The 22,556-nt window shown below is 36.5% G+C and carries 11 protein-coding genes; 4 read left to right on the plus strand and 7 right to left on the minus strand.

Annotated features, from left to right (window positions below; translation table 11 throughout):
• Position 1 precedes the first annotated feature (1 nt).
• The 4 genes from GON26_RS07110 to GON26_RS07125 form a co-directional block, all read right to left on the minus strand.
• Positions 2-1,603, minus strand: a complete 1,602-nt coding sequence (locus GON26_RS07110; protein ID WP_160374048.1) for a RagB/SusD family nutrient uptake outer membrane protein — start codon at positions 1,601-1,603, stop codon at positions 2-4.
• A gap of 12 nt (positions 1,604-1,615) precedes the next feature.
• The gene (locus GON26_RS07115; RefSeq protein WP_160374049.1) at positions 1,616-4,648 is read right to left on the minus strand and encodes a SusC/RagA family TonB-linked outer membrane protein; all 3,033 of its coding nucleotides are present in this window, start codon (positions 4,646-4,648) and stop codon (positions 1,616-1,618) included.
• Positions 4,649-4,694: 46 nt separating this feature from the next.
• Positions 4,695-6,092, minus strand: coding sequence for a hypothetical protein (locus tag GON26_RS07120; protein WP_160374050.1), 1,398 nt, complete (start codon positions 6,090-6,092; stop codon positions 4,695-4,697).
• A 626-nt stretch (positions 6,093-6,718) separates the two neighbouring features.
• Positions 6,719-10,789 (minus strand): hybrid sensor histidine kinase/response regulator transcription factor, encoded by a 4,071-nt coding sequence (locus tag GON26_RS07125; RefSeq protein WP_160374051.1) that lies wholly within the window; start codon positions 10,787-10,789, stop codon positions 6,719-6,721.
• A gap of 732 nt (positions 10,790-11,521) precedes the next feature.
• Here GON26_RS07125 and GON26_RS07130 point away from each other — a divergent pair.
• From GON26_RS07130 to GON26_RS07145, 4 genes are read left to right on the plus strand one after another with little or no spacing between them, the layout of a single operon-like run.
• Entirely contained in the window at positions 11,522-12,124 is a 603-nt protein-coding gene (locus GON26_RS07130; protein ID WP_160374052.1) for a peroxiredoxin family protein, read from the plus strand.
• A gap of 30 nt (positions 12,125-12,154) precedes the next feature.
• Positions 12,155-13,012 carry an ATP-binding protein gene (locus GON26_RS07135; RefSeq protein ID WP_160374053.1) on the plus strand — a complete coding sequence of 286 codons (858 nt, stop codon included), beginning with the start codon at positions 12,155-12,157 and terminating at the stop codon, positions 13,010-13,012.
• Positions 13,013-13,064: 52 nt separating this feature from the next.
• Positions 13,065-13,409 (plus strand): hypothetical protein, encoded by a 345-nt coding sequence (locus tag GON26_RS07140; protein ID WP_160374054.1) that lies wholly within the window; start codon positions 13,065-13,067, stop codon positions 13,407-13,409.
• Positions 13,410-13,468: 59 nt separating this feature from the next.
• Positions 13,469-14,071: a PAS domain-containing protein gene (locus GON26_RS07145; RefSeq protein ID WP_160374055.1), complete on the plus strand. Its 603-nt coding sequence runs from the start codon at positions 13,469-13,471 to the stop codon at positions 14,069-14,071.
• Between the two features lie 340 nt (positions 14,072-14,411).
• On the opposite strand, the gene GON26_RS07150 is transcribed toward GON26_RS07145, so the two are convergent.
• From GON26_RS07150 to GON26_RS07160, 3 genes are all read right to left on the minus strand, one after another.
• A complete protein-coding gene (locus tag GON26_RS07150; RefSeq protein WP_230407905.1) occupies positions 14,412-17,288 on the minus strand; it encodes a carbohydrate-binding protein in 2,877 nt (958 codons plus the stop codon).
• Between the two features lie 91 nt (positions 17,289-17,379).
• Entirely contained in the window at positions 17,380-19,743 is a 2,364-nt protein-coding gene (locus tag GON26_RS21655) for an RICIN domain-containing protein (RefSeq protein ID WP_230407906.1), read from the minus strand.
• A gap of 109 nt (positions 19,744-19,852) precedes the next feature.
• Positions 19,853-22,540 carry a beta-1,3-glucanase family protein gene (locus tag GON26_RS07160; protein WP_160374056.1) on the minus strand — a complete coding sequence of 896 codons (2,688 nt, stop codon included), beginning with the start codon at positions 22,538-22,540 and terminating at the stop codon, positions 19,853-19,855.
• Positions 22,541-22,556: the final 16 nt, after the last annotated feature.

The following is a 22,556-nucleotide window of genomic DNA, read 5'->3' on the forward strand; positions in this document are numbered from 1 at the left end:
ATTAGTAATTAGGGTTTTGTTTGATTAATCCTCCACTTAAATCGATTTCCAGCTGCGGTATTGGCCAAACCAAATTTTTAGCCGGATTAAAGTTGATTCCTTTGTCCTGTGGTTCTCTTAAATTAGTGGTTTCGTAAGGATCTGTAGAATTCAGGTTGTATTGTACAAAAGTTCCGTTTGGTCCCATCAACGATTCGATAACCGGTCTTCCGGTAGATGGATCTTTTTCGCGACGGATATCGAACAAACGCAATCCTTCGAAAGCCAGTTCTAAACGGCGTTCTTTATAGATGTGTCTGAGTAAATTTGGCCCTGCCAAACCAACTTTAGGATCCAGTTTTACACGGTTACGGATAATGTTGATATCAGCTAAAGCATCGCCTCCCAAATGGTAATTAGCCTCCGCTCTTGTTAAGTACATTTCGGCCAGACGAATCAACGGTATATTCAATGGCAAGTGTCCGTCTTTTTTATCTAAAGCACGGCGTGTAGCAATAGGAATGTAATATTTACGGCAAATACGCCCTGATTTATTATCGTTTAAACTGAATTTGTGTGTTGGATTGAGTGTTTCATCACCATAAGCTGCATCGCCCCATTTTGTAATGGTACTTCTACGGCGAATTTCGTCATTTTCAGAAAGATAAGCGTTCTCTAAATCACTGGTTGGCATGCACCAGCCCCAGCCATCCAAAACATCTCCCGCATCATTGCTTGGGAAATTCTTTTTGTCTTCGCCTCTGGCTCCTGCCAAAGTTGGCAAAGCACTTCCTAAACTTTTATCCTGAACACTAGACGATTGTGCCTCCAAAATTGATTCTACTCCGTTATGATTATTAACATCCCAGATTTTTAGAAAATCAGTTTCCAGCGTAAAAGGCCCTTCTGTAATTACTTTGTTTGCGTATTGTTTTGCTTCAGCCCATTTTTCCTGAAATAGCGAAACACGAGCCAATAAGGCATAAGCTGCCCATTTGTTTATTCTTCCGTTTCTGGCCACAGGAGTGTTTTCTAATCTTGAAGCTGATTCTTTAAGATCGGCTTCTACCTGAGCATAAACTTCTGCGGCCGAATTACGTTCTAATACTAAATCATTAGTTCCAAGAGATTTTGTATATACCGGAACACCTCCAAAACTGTTTACCAATTCGTAATAACAATAGGCACGAACAAATAAAGCTTCTCCCATATATTGATTTCTTTGTTCCTCTGTGATAGGCGAAGCAATCATTTTCTCCAAACCAATATTTGCCGATTGAATCGTATAAAAGTGAGCGGTATAAATACTGTTCATATCTCCCATATTATCCGGTGTAATAAGGTATTGCGAAGCAGGTCTGTGAGCGCCGCTGTCCTGACCGGTATTTCCCATCCAGGCGTCATCAGTGGCCATTTCGTTGGTTACTCTTGGCGCAACCAGAGTCCACCAGTCATTTGGTATTAACAGTCTGCGTGTCAATTCGTTTACGTATTTTTCACACTCTTGTGCTGTCTGAAAATAGTTTTCTAAGGTTTGTGTCCCTCTTTGTTCTTTTTCGATAAAATCATCGCAGGAAACTGCCAATAAAGAAAAAGCTATTATTGAATATATTAATTTTTTCATGTCCGTTTTGTATTAAAATGCTAAATTAAGACCCATCAAAACTGTTGGCTGAACCGGATAATTCCATCCTCCAAATCCAGCACCTTTCACTCTGTCGCCATTATTAGGATCACCTCCACCAACTTCTGGCTCAACACCTGAATAGTTGGTTAAAGTCCATAAATTTTGTCCTGATAAAGACAATCTGAGTTTCTCAAATCCAAATTTGTTATAAAAAGAATACCCTAACTGAATGTTTTTCATACGAAGGAACGAACCGTCCTCAACATAAAGAGATGAGAATTTTGTAAAGTTTTCGTTGTTATCGTCTTTAGACAAACGCGGAACCGAATTAGAAGTTCCTTCTCCGTGCCATGCCATTTGATCCAGTCCGCTTACTTTATTGGTTAAACTGGCACCATTGTATAAGTCGGATATGTTTTGGTTTACAATTTCATTTCCAATACTGGAATAAAAGTTAACCAGTAAGTCCAGGTTTTTGTAAGCAAAATTCAAATTAAGACCCACATTATAATCTGCCCATGGCGAACCAATTTTAGTTCTGTCTTTGTCATCTAATTTTCCGTCACCGTTTACATCTTTAAAACGGATATCACCCGCTTTTGCATAAGGCTGTAATTTGTTTCCGTGCTCGTCTGTATGCGAATTCAGTTCTGTTTGATTTTGGAACAAACCATCGGCAACATATCCATAAAAATATCCTGGTTCCTCGTCTTTAACCGTCAGGGTTCTGTTGCTGGATCCGTACAGTTTTTCATCTTCAGAAGATAACGAAACCATTTTTATGTTTACTGTTGTAAAAGTAAGATCAGCACCATACGAGAAATCGCCTTTTTTGTCTTTATACGAAATTAATAAGTCAACACCATTAGACCTCATTGAACCAACATTGGTCCAGATGGTTGAATAAGCCGGAAAACCGCTATAGGTAGCAAATTGTTTCAGGAATAACATGTCTTTTGTTTCTTTTTCATAATATTCAATCGAACCAGAAAGTTTGTTTTTCCATAAGCCAAAATCAATCCCGAAGTTGATATCTTCAACCGTTTCCCACTTAATATCTTTATTCGCCATCGTTGATGGAAAAGCCGTATCTACGATATCCACTCCGATTGGGTAAAATCCCTGCCCGATATTCGACTGATAAACCGCATTTGGAAGATTTTGATTTCCTACTCTACCCCAACCTGCTCTAAAACGAAGGTCACTGATGACCGATTTTGTACTTTCCATAAACCCTTCATTTGAAATTCTCCAGGAACCCGATACTGATGGGAAATTAGCCCATTTATTATTGGCCATAAACTTCGAAGAACCATCACGTCTGAATGTACCCGTCAGGTAATATTTATTATCATAATTGTACGAAAGACGAGAAATATAAGACATCAGAGAATTAGACCAGCTGTTTCCGCCGCTATTACGGTTCTTGGTCGCAGCATTCAACTCTCTCATAGAATCAGAATTGTTTGGAACCCCTTCGCCATAACCCCAAACATCAGAGCCGTTGTATTCTTCCATAGTTGCCCCCACCATCAGAGATGTATTGTGTTTTTCAGCAAATGACTTAGAATAAGTGGCTGTAGTCTGCCAGGTCCAGTCCACATTTGTAGTGGCTCTTCTTTCGATACTGTTGATTTCGGCTTTTTCGTGTGCCGCATCAATGACAAAATCAGGGCTGAATTTACTCCATACTCTATCACCTACTTCGATAGACCCCTGCGTACGGAATACCAACCCTTTAACAGGGATGTATTGCAAATAACCATTCGTATTCAGGTTGTACTGATCTGTATAATCATCGAATCGTGCCACAGCAGCCACCGGATTCCACACATACGATGGTGAACGTGCATAAATGCTGTATTCGTTTTCAGTTCCGTTTAATTGATCAGCCGGTTTGTAAATAGGTGTAATAGGATCTATTTTATCAAAATCGGCCCAGTTTCCAGGAGCACCCCAGGTTTCATAACGAGGGTTTAAAGTAACACCAGCTGAGAATTTATCAGAAAACTTAAAATCATTCGCGATTCTCATCGTAATTCTTTCCCATCCTCCAATACCATAAAACGAGTCAGAATTGTAATAGTTAAGACTTACGGCAAACGTATGTTTTTCTGAACCTCCGGAAATTCCTAATGAAGCATTTTGTATCGTTGCGCTTTGTTTAATTCCTGCTCTCCACCAATCGGTAGTTTTTCCTCGGTATTGCTCTGGATTAGGCAAATATTCGGTATAACCGGAATTCGTGTAAGCCTTATTCATAATCGTGGCATAGCTTTCGGCATCAGCCATATTATAAGGATTATTCATTACCTGAATCCCTGTACTTAAATCAAAAGTGAATCTTGTTTTGCCTACTTTTCCTTTTTTGGTTGTAATAAGGATAACTCCATTCGAAGCACGTGAACCGTAAATAGCACTTGCAGAAGCATCTTTAAGAACATCCATAGATTCGATTTCGTTGGTACTTAAAAAGTTGATACTGGTACCCATCGGAATACCATCTACTACATAAAGAGGATCCGTATCCAGATTGACTGTAGAAATACCACGAATCAATACTCTTGGCTGAGCTCCAGGCCCTCCGGCTCCAGTTACCTGAACTCCGGCCACTTTACCCTGCAAAGATTCGGTTACGTTACCTACCGTCATGGTTTGCAGTTCTTTTCCTTTTACTGAAGCTATAGAACTCGTTACGTCGCTCTTTTTAACGGTTGCGTAACCTACTACCACTACTTCGTCTAAAGTTTGATTGGCTTCCTGCAAAACAATATTTAATGTGGTTTGTCCGTCAACTTTTACCGTTTTATTGGTAAAACCAATGAAGGAAAATTCGATTTGTGACTCTTTATTGGGTACTGTTATCGAAAAATTTCCGTCGAAATCTGTTGCTGTAGAAACTGTTGTTCCTTTTACAATTACGTTTACTCCGGGAATTGGCACAGCGCCTTTATCCTTAACAGTTCCTTTTACTGTTAGCTGCCCAAATGTTGCAACGGTGCACAACATGGCAATACATAACCATATAAATCTATATTTCATTTTATGATGTTTTTTAATTAAATGTTATAACCAGCGCTACAACAAACTATTTTTTTGTGATAAAGACTCTTTCTAATTCGGTATCCAGAATCACTTTATAAACTCCCGGAGCAGCTGGATATTTAGCATTGCCATTTTCTCCCGGTGACATTGTTCCGATACCGTTTTGAATTAATCTCCATGACGGGCTCCACCATTGGCCTGTAAAAGTGGCTTCCAAAGTTCCGGTAAGGGTGTATTCGCCCACTAACTGATACGGATTTTCAGGGTTATTGGCCAAATGCAATCCGGTTTGAACCCATGCTGTCCAGGTATCCCAATCCGCTCCCTGAATACCGCCTCCGCAAACACTTACAAAAGGTCTTCGCTGCGCTTCATCATCATGCCATAAACCATTTGCAATATCAGCCCAGACTTTGCTTGAAGGTGTATATTTTGCAACGCTATAACTTAATGTATTCGGGTTTATTTTTATAGTGTAATATCCTTTTGTAGGCAGAATAATTGGTGTAGAGGTTACATCATCAATTAAATTTCCTGAAGCATCCAATCCGAAACAATGTGGGGCAAAGTCTGATTCCTGACCTAAGAAATAAAGTTCTTTATTGTCTTTGTCTGCATAGTATTTAAACTCAAAATCCTGTCCGTTTTTGTCATGGAAATACATAGGAACCCCAACAGCATCTGTAGTAAGACTTGTTCCTTTTGGCTGATCGCATAAATAAATGGCCGGATATTCATTGGTAGCCACCACATTTATATTTAAAGTACCTGTATTAGGGATTGCAAATTTGTCTTTTGCTGTAATGGTCAATACATAATTCGCAGCCGTAACCGGTAATGTATAGGTTTTATTGAACGTATAAGATTGTGGTGCATCTGGCAACTGAACCATTTCATCAATGCCCAGAGCGGCACACTGAATCTGAATATAATCAATTCCGGAATCGTCATTTACGACAAAATTCACAGGCATTTCATTACTTGATGACAACAAAATAACAGCACCTTCTTTAGGAGTTATCATGCTTATTAAAGGCGCAGCAAATTCACCGTCCAAACGCAAATTAATTTCGTCTTCGATAGCGTTTTCAGAAACATCTGTTATGGTTAATTTTATTTTTAAAGCTTCAGATGTACCTCTGTCAGCAGGTACTTCAAAGAAATAACTTAAATCGTAAGCAGTTAGTAGCGGATCTGTACTGAATGTAATGATTTTATCCAAAGACAATTCCGGTATCTGGATTCGTACCGATTTTAGTCCTAAATCATCTTCTAAAGCAGCTTTAATTTCAAATTTACGATTAGGCGCTCCGTAAATTTCTTTGGTTGCTATTGCAATTGTTGGGTCATCTGAACTTGGAAAATCAGATTCATCGTTTTGACATCCTGAAAAAAGGACAGCAAAGAGGGCAAGAAAAAATAAAAATACATTTTTTTTCATTTCTTTAATTTTAAGGTTAGGTTAGTTAGTTTGATTGTTTTTAAGATAGTATCTAAAATAATTTAGATTTGGTTACAGCGATAGTTAGTCATTATTGAACTGCAATACCGCTTTTCCTTTTGTGGTTATTTATCATGTTTTTCTTTTTTTTGGTTAGCTATTTTTTATTTTGATTCTCAGCTGTAAATCCTTTTTAATTTTATTTAAACCCGCAGCGTATGAAAACTGCGGGTCTGATAAGTAATGTGTAAAACCAACTCTCACAATTCTTCTGTTTAAGGAAACCACTCCTGCAAACAGATTCTAAAACTCATCAAAAAAATAAACACTTAATAATGATACTGTAACACCACTCAAATGTTATCAGATATGCAAAGTAATGTCTAGTTTGAATTTTCAATGAGGGGTAAAATGGAAAAAAAAGGAGGTCAAATTTGCAATTACAGGTTATTTTAAGCTTAAAAATGAATACTATAAAAAAATAACATCTTTTTTTTACACATAACACAATTTCTATTTAACAGCATTATAAATCAATATATCGATGTAGCTCTTCAAAATCACCTTCTTTATTATTTAAAAAAAAGTGATTTTGAGAAAAATATACTGAATCAAATTGATTGTTTTTATTTAATAATATTCAGGTCGGCGTTAAAGGAACTTTTGTATTTTTTGATGTACTCCGAAGGTGTCATACCAAATAATTTCACAAATTGCTGTCTGAAATATTTCGGGTCCTCAAATCCTACCTCTGCACTTGCCTGAGCAATATTCATTTCTTCGGTAAGCATGAGCATGGCCGCCCTTCTTATCCGAACCGAACGAATAAAAGCGTTTAAGGTCTGCCCGGATATGATTTTAATTTTGGTATAAAGTGTTCTGTGACTCATACCCATTTCCAGAGCAAAGTTTTTGATTGTAAAATCTCTTTTATGAATATTCGATTCGACAATAGCGATACACTTTTTCAGGATTTCCTGGTATTCTAAGGGAACTTTATGGGTGTTTTCTTTAAGTGTAATACTATCCAGAAAGTATTTACGCAAATTGCTTCGGTTTTTTAGCAGCGAATCTACACGGGCTACCAGAATGTCATCGTCAAATGGTTTCGTGATATAATCATCAGCCCCATCACTGATACCCTGAAGGTGCGTTTCCGGATTTTTGGATGCGGTTAATAAGATGACCGGAATATGCGACAGGCTGTTGTTTTCTTTTATTCTTCGGCACAATTCTATACCATCCATTCCTTCCATGGTAATATCACTGATGACCAAATCCGGCAGGTGCTTTTTCGTTAGTTTTAAACCTTCTTCAGCATTTTCGGCGCTGTACACGATATAAGCATTCGAAAATAATTTAATCAAATACCCTCGTATATCCGCATTATCATCAATTATCAACACACTGCGTTTCTCTGTCAGTAGTAATTTATTAAAATCATCCTCAGCAAGACTAGTACTGGAAAGCTGTAAATTCTCTTCGGAATCCTCAATTATAAGCTCATCAAACAATTGGCTTCTTTGCGGTACCGCGTTTGAAATTTCAATATCTTCAAAATGAGTATTTCCTTTGAGAAAAGTGAGTTTAAAGATACTTCCTTCTCCAATTTCGCTCTCACAGCTTACGGTTCCTTTATGTTTATCGACAAAATATTTCACAATAAAAAGTCCGATTCCGAAACCCGTCCCTACTGAAGCTTTCGAATTGACTTGTTTGAATTTTTCAAAAATAAAATCGATATCACTCTTTTTGATTCCGGTACCGCTGTCTGATATTTCTAAGAGAATATCGTGCTCCGTTTCGGTTAGTTTAAGTGTGACTTCGCCTCCAACAGGGGTGTATTTGAAAGCATTCGACATTAAATTGAATAACGAAATCTCGATTTTTTCATAATCTCCAATTATCTCAACATGGTGTGAGGGAATATCAAAATTGTACGTGATATTTTTTTCTTTTGCCTGACTCACAAAACACTGATAGACTTCATTGCAAAGACTGTTTACATTAATAGTTGACAGTCGCAGTATATCAGCGTCATTTTCAGCCTTGCGAAAAAGCAATAACTGATCTACCAGACTCAGCAACCTTCTGGCATTACGGTGCGCAATGGCCAAATCACTGCCCGAAGAACCATTTTGTACACTTTCTTCCCGAACGGCTTTTTTTAACGGATTTATAATCAGCGAAAGCGGTGTACGGAACTCATGCGAAATATAGGTAAACATGGAAGATTGTTTCTCTGCAATTTCCTTTTCTTTCTTGCTTTCTAATTCGGCAATTTTTACTTTATATTTAAGCTGTTCCTTGTTTTTACTGTATTGAATATAAGCAAATATAGCCGCGATACCGCCTAACAAATACAAGGTATAAGCCCACCATGTTCTGTACCAGGGCGGCAAAACGACAATCGTAACCAGATCAACCTCTTTGTTCCAGCCTCCTTTAAAATTTGTTGTTTTTACTTTAAACACATATTTCCCTTCGGCTAATCTGGCGTAATTCGCTCTTCGGGCCTGCCCAACGTAATTCCATTGTTCATCCCAGCCTTCTAAATAATAAGCGTAGTTTATTTTATCCGCATTATTATAATCTACTGCCACAAATTCTAACGATAAAGTAGTCTGATCATAAGGCAGTCGGACTATTTTGATTTTACTGGCATCCCATTGTGCAATCAGTTCGTTTTTATTTTCTTCTATCGGAAGATTATTTACATAAAAATCCGTCAGCAATAAGTTATTATCCTGATTGAATCCTTTAATGGCTTCCGGAAAAAACAAATTGAACCCATTTATTCCACCAAAAAGAAATTCCCCTGAAGCTAATTCGACACCCGCATTAAAACTAAACTGATTACTTTGCAAACCATCATTTACCGAGAAATTACGGAAGGTTTTGCGCTTTTTATCAAAACGACAAATACCATTATAGGTACTCATCCATAAATTTCCCTCTTTGTCTTCCAGTAATCTTAAAATGGTATTGGATGGTAAGCCGTCATCTGTCGTAAGCCTTTTGAATTTATTGGTTTTACGATCCAACAACAACAAACCTCCCTCCTGAGTCCCCAACCAAAGTGTTTTATCCTTATCCTCATGAATACACCTAACAGGATTTCCGATATTTATTTTATTGATTTTTTTACCTTCTTTTTCTATAGAATACAACGCATTATAGTTACCTCCCCATAATTTCCCGTCACTTGTTTCGGTAAGACACTGTAAGTTACTGATTGATTTATCAAAAAGAGTAAAGCTGTTTTTTGCTCTGTTAAAAACATACAAGGTTCCTTCGTTTGTAGCACTGGCCCAAATGTTGTTTTTAGAATCTCTGTAAACAAACCATATATTCTTTTCGACTTGTTTCGTAAACGGATTATAACACGAAAAATAACGTATTGTATTGTTTTGAGGATCAATACGATTAACACCACCAGCCCAGGTAGAAAGCCAGATTTCGTTATTTGTATCCCGTACAATACTGGTAATAAAGTTACTGGTAAGTTTTTTACCGGCAGTACCTGTATTACCATAAGTTGTATAAGTATTGTTTTTTCTGTCCCAATATTTTAAGCCAGCACCATCAGTACCGACCCATACATTTTTCTTTTCGTCTTCGCAAAAAGACAGAATAAAATTTTCTGCAGGATCATTATCTTTTGCCTGGTATTTAATGTTTTTAAAGTATTTTGGCGTATTGCTAAGCATACTAATTCCGCCACGCAAAGTTCCAATCCATTTATTGCCTGATACGTCTTCGTATAAACTCATAATCGAGTTACTTTTGACCAATTGTTTTTCTTTTGCAAAAGTATAAGGAATGGCTGTTTTGGTGTTTTCGGAAATTTTGTAAATACCACAACCATCCGTTGTTAGCCAGATTTCGTTTTTATTATCAATCAAAATATCCGTAACACTGCATTTGTTTATAAAATAATTAGCAGACAGCAGATTTGTTTTAGGATTAAACAAATAAACCCCTTCATCAGTTCCAAGCCAAACATTACCATTATTAGAAAGCGCCATACATTTTACCGCCATAAACAAGGGATAAATCAGTTTTAGGCTTTTCGTCCTGTAGCTATAACTGCATAAACCAATATTTCTGACATATACCCAACAGCGGGCATTTTTAGCATCTTCCTGCAAAACGGAAGCATCATAATTAGTAATAGTAACCAGATTGCTTTTTGATTGTAATACTATATGCTTCCCAACAAAAGAACCATTTTCAAAAATCAACAAGCCTGAATTTTGCGAAGCTACTATTACCAGACTATCCGAAACCGACTTAATTTGATGGATAATATCCTTTAATACCTTAGGCTTGCGATTCGGAACAGAGACATACGCTACACTATGGAATGCAGCAGTAGTTTTATCATAAATACATACCCCTTTTGTACCTCCTATCCAGATATTGTTTTTAGCATCGCCCTCAATATTATATATGGTATTAAAAGCCAGGGATTTTTTATCATTAATACGGTTACGAAATACTTTAAAACTATACCCGTCGTATCTATTTAAACCATCATAAGTACCAAACCACATATAACCATCGCGGTCCTGAAAAATTGTTGTCACCGAATTATTCGACAATCCGTTAGAGATATCAAGAAACTTTACAGGATATTCCTGTGAATAACCCGAAAGAAAAATAAATAATAAGAAATTCTGTATGTAAAATTTCAAGGCAAAAATATTTAGAGGATTAGAACCTTTTGTTGTGTGTAAAAAGTACAATTATAAACTAAATTTGAATATAATTAAAACAATTGTGGTTGTTAAAAATACAATTAACAATTTCCTACAATTCCTACCTTCTTCTTCTTATTTACTGAGAAACATTTTCTGCAACTACAATTTTATCAGCACTTTAAAAATAATATTAATTATAAAACAGGTATTTATACTTAGCATAATGTTTCCTAAATTTTAAATATTTGTAATACATTAAATTTCAACAAACGTTTTTTTTAACAAACAAAAACTTCTAAAAACAAAAATCATCCATTTTACTAAAGCCTTTCCGATTTGGAACTGATAAAAAAATTAAAAGTCTGAACTTCTTTTTTATATTTTATTTAACATTTGTTTATTAATTAATTTTAAATAAAATTCAATAAAAGAAAGAAAAAACACTCAAATATGGTATAATAATTAAATACAGGGTAAAAATCAAAGTTAATTCCTAAATAAATACAACAAAAGAGTATTTTATCCGATTTATTTTTCGTTTTATCGATTTATTTTGTAATATTGATTCAACAAAAATAACAAAAAACGAAACTCTATAATAAATATATAACACATTAAACAATACAAAATAGATTTATTTTTATTATAAAACATCATTTTTTTATTTTTATCTAAATAATTAACAATTGTTAATCATTTTAACACAGTTTAAAATAATTTAAAATTATGAAGAAAAAACTACTACTTTGTTTATGGATTTCTTTGCTCTTTTTTGCTATTTCCTATTTGTTTTGGCAAAACGAATATAAATACACCCTCCCGACTCCGGTTCCAAAAGATTATCAAGCTGTTGCAATGGGAACTCCTTTAGATTTAGGAAAAATTTACACCATTAAAGACAAACCGGTTTTCATTCATTTTTTTAATCCCGATTGTCCATGTTCGCGGTTTAATATTCCTCATGTAAATGATTTAATCCGAAAATATGGTGATAAAATAAGTTTTAAAGTAGTCGTTATTAATAAAGACAAAGACTTTACAGAAGCCGAAATTCAGGATAAATTCGACGCTAAAATTCCTGTATTCTTCGATGAGAGTATTGCTGAAAAATGTGGCGTTTTCTCTACTCCGCAAGCCGTTTTGATTGACGGCTCACAAAAATTATACTTTAGAGGCAACTACAATAAAACAAGATACTGCACCAATCCTGACAGCAATTATGCTGAAATGGCAATAGATTCTTTACTTAGTAAAAACCACAACAAACCCTTATTTGATGCTTTGGCCTTGCAGGCATACGGATGTTCTTTACCAAAATGTACTAAATAAAACCAAAAACCTAACCAAAACCTACCTATTATGAAAACAAAAGCGAGTTTGAATGAGCAAGATTACTTGCACAGTTTTATGTCAACAATGACTCAAAAATCGGATACGATTATCAATTATGTTCTTGCGGTTTATTTCCTTCTCGGAATTGCATTAGCCTTTAAATACGATACCTGGGAGATCGGAATTGGTGTTGGATCTTTGAATCTGATTCTTTATTATTCGGCTAAATTTTTCCTGAAAAATTCTAAGTTTTACCAGTATATGCTGGCTGTGGTTTTAGCCATATTTATGGCGCAGTACATCTATCAGATGCACGGTTTGTTCGAAATGCACTTTACCGTTTTTATCGCCAGCACGATCCTGATTATTTATCAAAACTGGAAACTGCAAATTCCGCTTACTCTTTTAGTGGTTTTACATCACATTGGATTAGCTTATGTACAAAACTTCATTTATACCAATCCAACAGGACTTCAAATCTATTTTTCGCAGGTAAACATTGATCTGGAAACCCTAATCATACACGTGGTTTTAGCCGCTGTTGTGTTTTTTATGAATGGTTACTGGTCGTACTATTTTAAGGAACATAGCGAAAATCATATTTCTAAAATTTCTGGCGAATATGAATTAGAGAACATGAAACTGGCATCGGCAAAATACAGTTCATTAGCTTCTAATAAAGAGTTCAATGTTTTTGTTTACAGAACGGCTCAGGATTTAAAAATGCCTTTAAACTCAGTACTAAAATTAATTGATGTTTCGAAAGAGAATACCGATAATGAAAAATTATTAAACTATTTTGAAATGATGAGAGAGAATACCCAAAAAATTGATGATCTGATTAATGACATCCACGGAAAATCAGCAGCCAGAGTTTCTAATTAGAAAGTTTACCATCACGTAGCTCCAAATCTAGTACTAAACTTAACCTCACTATATGTCAAAATACGATTTTCAATTAGCAACAGAAATGCTGGTGACCTGGAAAAATTCTTTCGATGATTATTTAAAGAGCAATGCCGCGCTGAATCCTAAACATTTGATAGCTGCTGATACCGCCATTGGTCAGATAATAACGAAGATCCATGAAGAAAACAATACGGACTCAAATATAAAAAACCTGAATTTTCAATATCTTAAAATGATTCAGATTGCCAATGACATTCACCATTTAAAATCAATAAACGATGAAACTTTGCCGGACTGGCTGGAAGATGAATTAGAAACAGTTTTTCTGAAAATAAAAGACTTACTGGCATCTCTGGAAAAAACATTGAATTAAACACCTCTTTACAAACAGAACAAATTTAAACTTACTTATTAATTTAAAATAAAATATTTATGGACATACGAATTACTCGCCCTACTCCATCCGACAGAGAAGTCGATTGGAATAAAAGTAAAGTGTTATTAAGTAAGACAGACACTAAAGGAACTATTTTATATGCTAATGAAGCTTTTATTGACGTATCCGGTTATGATGAGTTTGAACTGATTGGTCAGCCTCATAATATCATTAGACATCCTGATATGCCAAAAGTGATTTTCAAATTCCTATGGGACAGCATCAAGGCCAATAAAAACATTCATGCAATTATAAAAAACATGTCTAAAACAGGCCGCTATTACTGGGTTATTACCGACTTTAAAATAATCGCTGATTCTGATGGTGAAATTGCAGGATTCTTTGGAACCAGAAAATCAGTTCCTGAAGAAATAATAACCAAATTTATTGAGCCGCTGTACAAAAAACTATTACACATAGAAGAAGCCAGTGGACTTAGAGCATCAGAAGAATATCTGATTGGTTTTTTGGAAGAGCGCAATAAAACCTATATGGAATATGTAGATCATCTTGTAGCAACCGGAAAAGACGACAAACAAAAGGTTAAAAAAGGGTTCTTTAATGGCTTTTTTGAGAAATCAAATTCGCCAAAAAAATAACGATTACTTGCTTATTACATTACCAAACTCAAAATTTTACTAAATATGACTATCCGTTTTTATAACAATCATTGAGAATGGCACACAGACAAAACTGATTTTAACGGATTAATCTCATTGTGTTTCAATAAAAAATCTGCTTTTACCTGTTCAATCAGTGTCATCTGAGGTCTATTTTCTTAGCTGCAGACAGTCATATTACTAAATCTATACAGTTTAGTTTAAACTCATAAAAAAATCCAATTCTAAATGAACTGGAATTTTTTATTAAAATTCTAAATTGCTTACTAAATTCAACAAAAAAGCCGTCTTTTTGAGACGGCCTTTTTAATGTTTAAAATTATTTTTTGATAAAACGTCGTATCGTTCTTTTGCCTTCTTTTTCGAAGATTACAAAATAAATACCCTGTTTTAATTGTGAAACATCCAGACTGTTTTCGCTGATTTTTTTCTGCGAAATAAACGTTCCTGACTGCGAATCAACAATACTCACCTGAGAACCTGTTACATCTTTTGAAAACGAAAGTGTGCTCTCTACCGGATTAGGATAAACAGTAAGGGTAACATCTTCCTGATTTTCTTTTTCTAAAGAAGCTGTTGCAGTTTGCGGGATTGCTGCTGCGGCGCCAACTTTAGTAATTCGGAACCAGTTGATGTTTACACCCGTATTTTGAATAAATATCCCAAAATTATAGGTTCCGGCAGTAACACTTACGGTTTGTGATACCGTTTGCCAATTCTGCCATCCTCCTGTATTCGGAATATCAACTGCTCCTAATAAAATAGTTCCTCCATTCAAATCCGAGGATATTTTAGCACCTGTTACAGCACTGGCTACACGATATTCGATTACATACGATCCTGAAGTTGGAAAATTAATACTGTTATACGCCATCCAGTCACCTGTTTCCGTATATCCTACATTCAATCCGCCACCGGCATCAGTAGTCGCTTCGGTTTGAATTCCGCTCATCGCCGAGTAATTTTCAGCTTCAATAAATGTTGATGTTACGGATGATGTAGTCGAAATTAATTTCCACTGTCCACAAGTCTGATTGTTGTTATCCCATTGCTGTACATTAGCGCCATTGGCCGTACTTGCATTGGTCACCTCAACTAATTTACCACTATGTCTGGCGATAATTTTATAAAAACCATCTCCTGTTGAAAACAATATAAATTGCTGATTAGTGGTTGCGTTGTACGGATATTGCTCTACATTGGCACCATTAGCTTTGCTAAAATTATTTACATCTAAAGATTGCCCGCTATGATTGGCAATAATTTTATACATACCATCACCTAAGTGCGTAAAAGTAAATTTTTGGTTATTATTTGTATTTGGCGTTCCTTGGGCTACATTGGCACCATTAGTTGAACTGGCTCCCCAGACATCCATATTGAGTCCACTGTTTCGGTTTTGCAAAAAGTACGTAAAGTTTCCTAAAGTAGTCGTTCCATTAGCCAAAATACGGATAGAAGTTACTTTGTCATTCCAGGTGCCATTCAAACAGCTATTATCAGAATTGATAACCGTTGAAGCTCCTCCAAAATTATCATCCTGATACAAAATAGCCTGATAGCCTTGCGCAACCCGAAGTGACGAAATATCATCATTTAATACACCAAGAGAATTCAAACGTGCCATATTGTAATCACCTATGGTCAGCCCTCCTGAAAAACCAGTATAATTACAATCTTTATAAACCGTAATCACATCTGTAGAAGAATTTATGGCTCCACCTGGCGGAATAGTACCTGTGATACTATAACTTCCGATAGATCCGTACGCCGGATATCCTCCATAACCTGCATTTCCTGCTCCATTACCATCAACGCCAACAAAATATTTACCGGCTGGCAAGTTTACATTCATCGAAGCATTCAGAGCAAAAGGATCTGAATTCCAATACGTACCCATTTCAGCACCTGCGGCATTATAAAGCCTTAACAAAAGGTGTAAGTTCCCGTCTCTGCCCACCGTATTGGCATTGATCGAAACATTTCCTCCGCCTGTTGTAAACGTAAAAAAATCATAATCTGCTTCGCTGGCGATGATACCATTTTTCTGATTGATGGCTCCGCCTGCATTGTAATCCAGATTGGTAGCAGAAGCCGTGTTATTTCCGTGATCATCACCTCTGTACCCTACTCCAAATTTAGCACTGGCTATAATCGCCACATCGTCCTGTAGGTTATTGGCAAAATTATAATCTCCTTTACTCCATTGCACAACAGGTCTGTAATACCCTGCTCCCATAATTGGTGCCCAGGATGTACCGTCAATTCCTAAAAAGTAACCTTCGTTAGGTGTCGTTCTTCCGTCGTGACCTAAGTCAAAAGTATGTCCTACTTCATGTGACGACGCATCACCACCCGATTTACCCGAAGTGATAAACACCCAGCATGGCACATCATTATCCCAATTAAAAGAACCAATATAAGCCACACCTCCAGCTCCCGGAGCAGCTGTATTGGTTGGCGTAACAACAACGCGCATTCTGCGGGTTCTTGGGTAAGAATTAAAAACTGCTTCGCTAGTAGTCACATTCAGGTTAAAAGGTCTGTAATCTTCTGATACAACCTCCCAATGCTGCTGTACATCGGCATCGCTCATTCCGGATGGCGCCGCGTTGATGGCATTACCATTGTTCCATAAATTTCCAGGAGCCATATAATAACCATCAAAATCCAATAGTACACAACCAGCTGCTCCCGGTAAACTTTGCAGGTTTAGCAACGCCGGCGCAATCGCAGCTGCTGCACTTTTTGCTGTACTGGCTTTTTTGGTGGGTACATTTCGATAATCAAGACATACTAATGTATTGATATCAACTTTTGAAACGTAAGCATTTCCTAGTTTATCGGAATAGTATTTATACGCTTCTTTAGTTGCTTTCAGGATAATGTGCCCTTCCAGTGAATTTTCTTCAACTTTAATAAAAAAAGAAGATTCTGAAATGTTTTTAATTTCTCCAATCAAAAACTCACTTGTCACATCTGATTTTTTGTAATTGATTTTTCCGTTGAAGTTTTTAGCTTCCGAAACCTGAAGCAAAACTGTTTTCTCAGTACTCTTTCCGGTACTTTTGTTGGCTTCGGTTTTTAATTTACTCAAAAAAGCTCTACTTGAACCTAATGACGTTTGTGCTATTGCAAAACCACTAAACGCCAGAAATACCAATACACTTAACTTAAATCTGTAATTATTTTTCATATTTATTTGGGGGTTGATAAGTTACTATTCCATAAAAAAAGAGCACTATTTCTTCTTTAAACAAAAGAAGAAACAGCACTCTTTTAAAAACTTATTTTTTAATAAAACGTCTTACTGTCTGCGTACCTTCTTTATCAAAAACGATAAAATAAATACCCGCTTTCAAACGCGAAACATCCAGACTATTAGCGCTTATATTTTGTTCCGAAACCACAGCACCTGATTGAGAATTTACAATAGAAACTTTAGTTCCTGATACTTCAGTAGAAAACGAAAGGGTGTTTTCAACCGGATTTGGATAAATGGTAATCGAAGGCAAAGCAATTGTTTTTTTAGCATCTGCTGAAGCCGTTTTAGCAGTACCCGATTTTGTAATTTTGATCCAGTTTAGGTTTACGCCTGTATTTTGAATAAAAACACCAAAATTATACGTACCTGCATTTACATTTACAGTCTGAGATACCGTTTGCCAGTTTTGCCATCCACCTGTATTCGGAATATCAACAGATCCTAACTGAATCGTTCCTGCGTTTAAATCTGATGATATCTTGGCACCTGACATCGCACTTGCTACTCTGTATTCGATCAGATAAGAGCCTGAAGTTGGAAAATTGATATTGAAATACGCCATCCAGTCACCTGTATCAGCATATCCTACATTCAAACCTCCTCCTGTGTCTGTTGTTGCTTCGGTTTGAATGCCACTCATAGAAGAATAACTCTCTGCCTGAATTAACGTTGAAACCGGTGGCGGTGTTCCTGTAACCGGAACTAACTTCCATTGGCCACAAGTCTGATTTACATTTTCCCATTGTTGTACATTCGCACCGTTTGCAGTACTAGCATTGGTCACCTCAACTAATTTACCACTGTGTCGGGCGATAATTTTATAAAAACCATCTCCTGTTGAAACCAGAATAAATTGCTGATTGGTTGTAGCATTGTATGGATATTGCTCTACATTGGCACCATTGGCTTTGCTAAAATTATTTACATCTAAGGATTGCCCGCTATGATTGGCGATAATTTTATACAAACCATCACCTAAATGAGTGAATGTGAATTTTTGGTTATTATTAGTATTAGCAGTTCCCTGCGCAACATTGGCACCGTTAGACATACTGGCATTCCAGACATCCATGTTTAGAGAACTGTTTCGGTTTTGCAAATAATACGTAGCGTTTCCTAAAGTAGTGGTTCCGTTCGCAATTACTCTTACAGAAGTTACTTTATCATTCCACGTAGTATTTAAACAGGTATTATCTGAATTGATTACTGTTGAACCTCCTCCGAAATTATCATCCTGATATAAAATCGCCTGAAAGCCTTGTGCTACTTTAAGCGACGAAATAACATCTGACTGAATTCCTAAAGAAGTTAATCGCGCCAAATTATAATCCCCAATCGTTAAACCTCCTGAAAAACCAGTATAATTACAATCTTTATACACTGTAATTACATCTGTAGAAGCAGGAACCTGTGGCTGATTTACACTGATTACTTCGCTAATGGCGTTCAACAATGATTTAGAACCTGTAGCATCCTGCGACAACTCCCAAATCATAATTCCGCCTGCATTCTGATTTGCAAAAGTGGCTTTTTGTTTGATGGTTGGGATTCCATTATAATAAATCGTACTTCCTACCTGATCTACATTTTCTGCACCCGGATATTGATTTACGATATTGGCAAACGAAATTCCCTGATTGGCAGAAGCTCCAAAACCATATCCGTAAAAAGGTACACCAATAATGGCTTTAGCTGCAGGCAAACCTCTTCCTGTCCAGTAATTAAATTGATTTACCGCCATCGTATAAGGAGAATGCTGCCCCGGATTTCCTGGTGCCCAAGGTCCTGTAGCATCATACGCCATAATATTAATCCAGTCAAAAGTAGAAAAAGTAGAAGAAGGAACATTTCCTCCACCATATCCTTCTGAAAGAGCTGCCGAAAGCAATTTACCATTCGCATGCAATTTAATCCCTAATTCATTGATGAAACCGCCATAATCTCCGTTGATAGCCGGACCTTCTAAATCCATATCGACACCATCGAAGTTATGAGCCACAACATAGTCGTATATTTTCTGAATAAAAGCGGTTCTGTTTCCAGCCGTAATCAGATTAAAATAATTATCTCTGATGGCGCCTCCTTCAGAAACGGAACCTCCTCCAAGTGATACAAAAACTTTTACATTTTGAGCATGAGCCGCCTGAATAATCGCATTCGATCCTGAATTAAAGGTCAAATACCCATTGGCATCCGGATTTTCGAACGCAATATTGATATGCGTTAATTTGCCATATTGAATGCTGCCTGAAAACGCATTCAGGTCAATCCAGTTGGGTATGTAAGCGATGACTTTTTTTTGTGCCATCGAAATCGAAAGATTAAAAATACCCAGTACTAAAATGAGGGTCCATTTTAGATTTAATTTCTGATAGTTTTTTTTCATAGTAGATTTTTTTTTTAATAATTTAAAAGGTTAATAAATGGGGCGAAATTCAAAAAGCCTCAAACAATTCCGTTTTATTAGAATGTTCAAGGCTTTTATTAGTTAAAAATTATTTTTTTATAAAACGTCTTATTATTTTGGAACCATCTTTCTCCAAAACAACAAAGTAAATACCTCCTTTTAGTTGGGAAACATCCAGACTGTTGTTATTGATTTTTTTCTGCGAAACAAAAGCGCCACTTTGAGAGTCCACAATCGATACTACTGATCCTGTTATATCTTTTGAAAATAAAAGAGTACTTTCAACCGGGTTTGGATAAATAGTAAAAGCGCTATCATCAACAATGGCCTGATCTTCTGTCACCATTGCATTTTCTGATTTTAATTCACTAGCCGTTTTTGCTGCACCAGATTTGGTAATTCTTATCCAATTGATATTTAAACCCGTATTTTGGATGAATATCCCAAAATTATAAGTTCCAGCTGTAACATTTACCGTTTGTGTTACGGTTTGCCAGTTTTGCCATCCTCCTGTGTTTGGTATATCTACATTTCCTAATACAATCGCTCCTCCGTTTAAGTCTGATGATATTTTGGCACCAGATACTGCAGTTGCTACTCTATATTCGATTGTATAAGAACCAGAAGTTGGGAAATTAATAGCGTTATAAGCCATCCAGTCGCCCGTTTCGGTATAACCTACATTCGATCCACCACCAGTATCGGTAGTTGCTTCAACCTGAATTCCGCTCATAGCTGAGTAGTTTTCTGCCTGAATTAAAGTAGAAACAGGAGTTGTTGTAACCGGAATCAGTTTCCATTGACCACAAGTCTGGTTTACATTTTCCCATTGCTGTACATTCGCTCCATTTGCCATACTGGCATTTGTTACCTCAACTAATTTACCACTGTGTCTGGCGATAATTTTGTAAAAACCATCTCCTGTAGAAACCAGAATAAATTGTTGGTTAGTCGTTGCATTGTATGGATATTGCTCTACGTTAGCACCATTAGCTTTATTGAAATTATTTACATCTAATGATTGTCCGCTGTGATTCACAACGATTTTATACAAACCATCACCTAAATGGGTAAATGCAAATTTCTGATTGTTATTGGTATTAGGAGTTCCCTGCGCCACATTCGCACCATTGGCTGAACTGGCATTCCAGACATCCATGTTTAATCCGCTGTTTCTGTTTTGCAGATAGTACGTTACATTTCCTAAAGTCGTTGTTCCATTAGCAAGAATACGAATAGACGAAACTTTATCATTCCATGTCGTATTCAGACAGGTATTATCCGAATTGATTACTGTAGAAGCTCCAGTGAAGTTATCATCCTGATATAAAATCGCCTGAAAACCCTGTGCTACTTTAAGTGACGAAATATCATCATTTAAAACCCCTAAAGTATTTAAACGTGCCAAATTATAATCGCCAATCGTTAATCCACCTGAAAAACCTCCATAATTACAATCTTTATACACCGTAATTACATCTGTAGAAGCCGGTACTGAAGGAACTGTTCCTGCATAACCTCCAAAAACAGCAATTACTTTAGTTGGTTGAGGTGAATGTAATGATGGTGACTGATCGGCCACATCATCGTAAGCAAATCCGTAAGCCAGATTATCAACACTGATTCCTGGTAAATGCCAGAATTTTGAGTAGTGATTCGTTGGATTCGCCTGATAGAATTGCGAAGCATTGTACCAGTTTTGCTGTCCAGGATTAGTGGTTGTAACATTTACCATGTGTCTGTTGATTGCAGCTGTTAATTGTGCCTGAACGACAAGATCCAGATCGCCGTCAACTAATCTTCGGTCTAAAACACCTTTTCCTTCCAAAGCTTCCTGAGTCGAAGGTCTGCTTTGTACTCTTCCGGTACGACCAGTAAAACCTCCTGATTGTCCTACAACTTCCAGTTGTTCTCCAATTACTCTTCCTTTAAAAACTCCCGCATCACCTGCGTAGAATATCAAATCTTCGTTTTTATATTTATTCCAGATGGCATCAATATATGATTTTAGATAATTAGCATGAGGCCCTACTGAAGTTCCGCCTGTTCCATCTGCAAAAGCTGGTGTTTTTGATGGTGCTGTAATTTCTCCTGTCGCATCGTTTACGCATCCCTGAAATTCTGATGGTACATTGGCTTTAAAAGCCGCCACAATATCAGCGTGTTTTTTCAATTCACCTACACGTTTTTGATACCCATTGGCTCCAAACAATTCAAGTCCCATTGGGTATTTGTATGAATCAACTCTTGAAGGGTTTCCGAAGAATCCGTATTGATTGTTCGTTAATTCTATAATTTCATATAAAATTCCCTGATTCGGATCGGTTGCATTCAAAGGATTTGGCGAAGTATATCCTGACGGAGCGCCATTGGCACCAAAAAAGTAAAAATACAACTGTTGCCCTTTAGCTATAAAAACTCTACAGCCTGCAATAAGCGGCAAGGTGAAAGTCTTATTTGGAATTTCGCTTAATTTCGTAAAGCAATTGGCATATTTTGAGTTTTGTCCCGGACCTGTGTTTCCACCAATTGTTGGTCCTGTAACCGTATTATAAGAAGAACTCATTGGCAACACCTGACTTGTTTTGGCATTTACCCAAACGTGGTTTCCTGTGGTATAATCGATACCTACAATGGCAACATACAATTCGTTGTCATTAAAGGTCGAAGTATTGCTTATCGTAAAAGGAATGGCTCCTTGTCCGTACATTAAATTTGATAACACTAACAGTAATCCTGTCAGAAAGTAAATTCTGGTAAACTTCATTTTTTTCATATCTAATTTTATTTTG

The sequence above is a fragment of the Flavobacterium hydrocarbonoxydans genome (assembly GCF_009789235.1).
GTDB classification, from domain to species: Bacteria; Bacteroidota; Bacteroidia; order Flavobacteriales; family Flavobacteriaceae; genus Flavobacterium; species Flavobacterium hydrocarbonoxydans.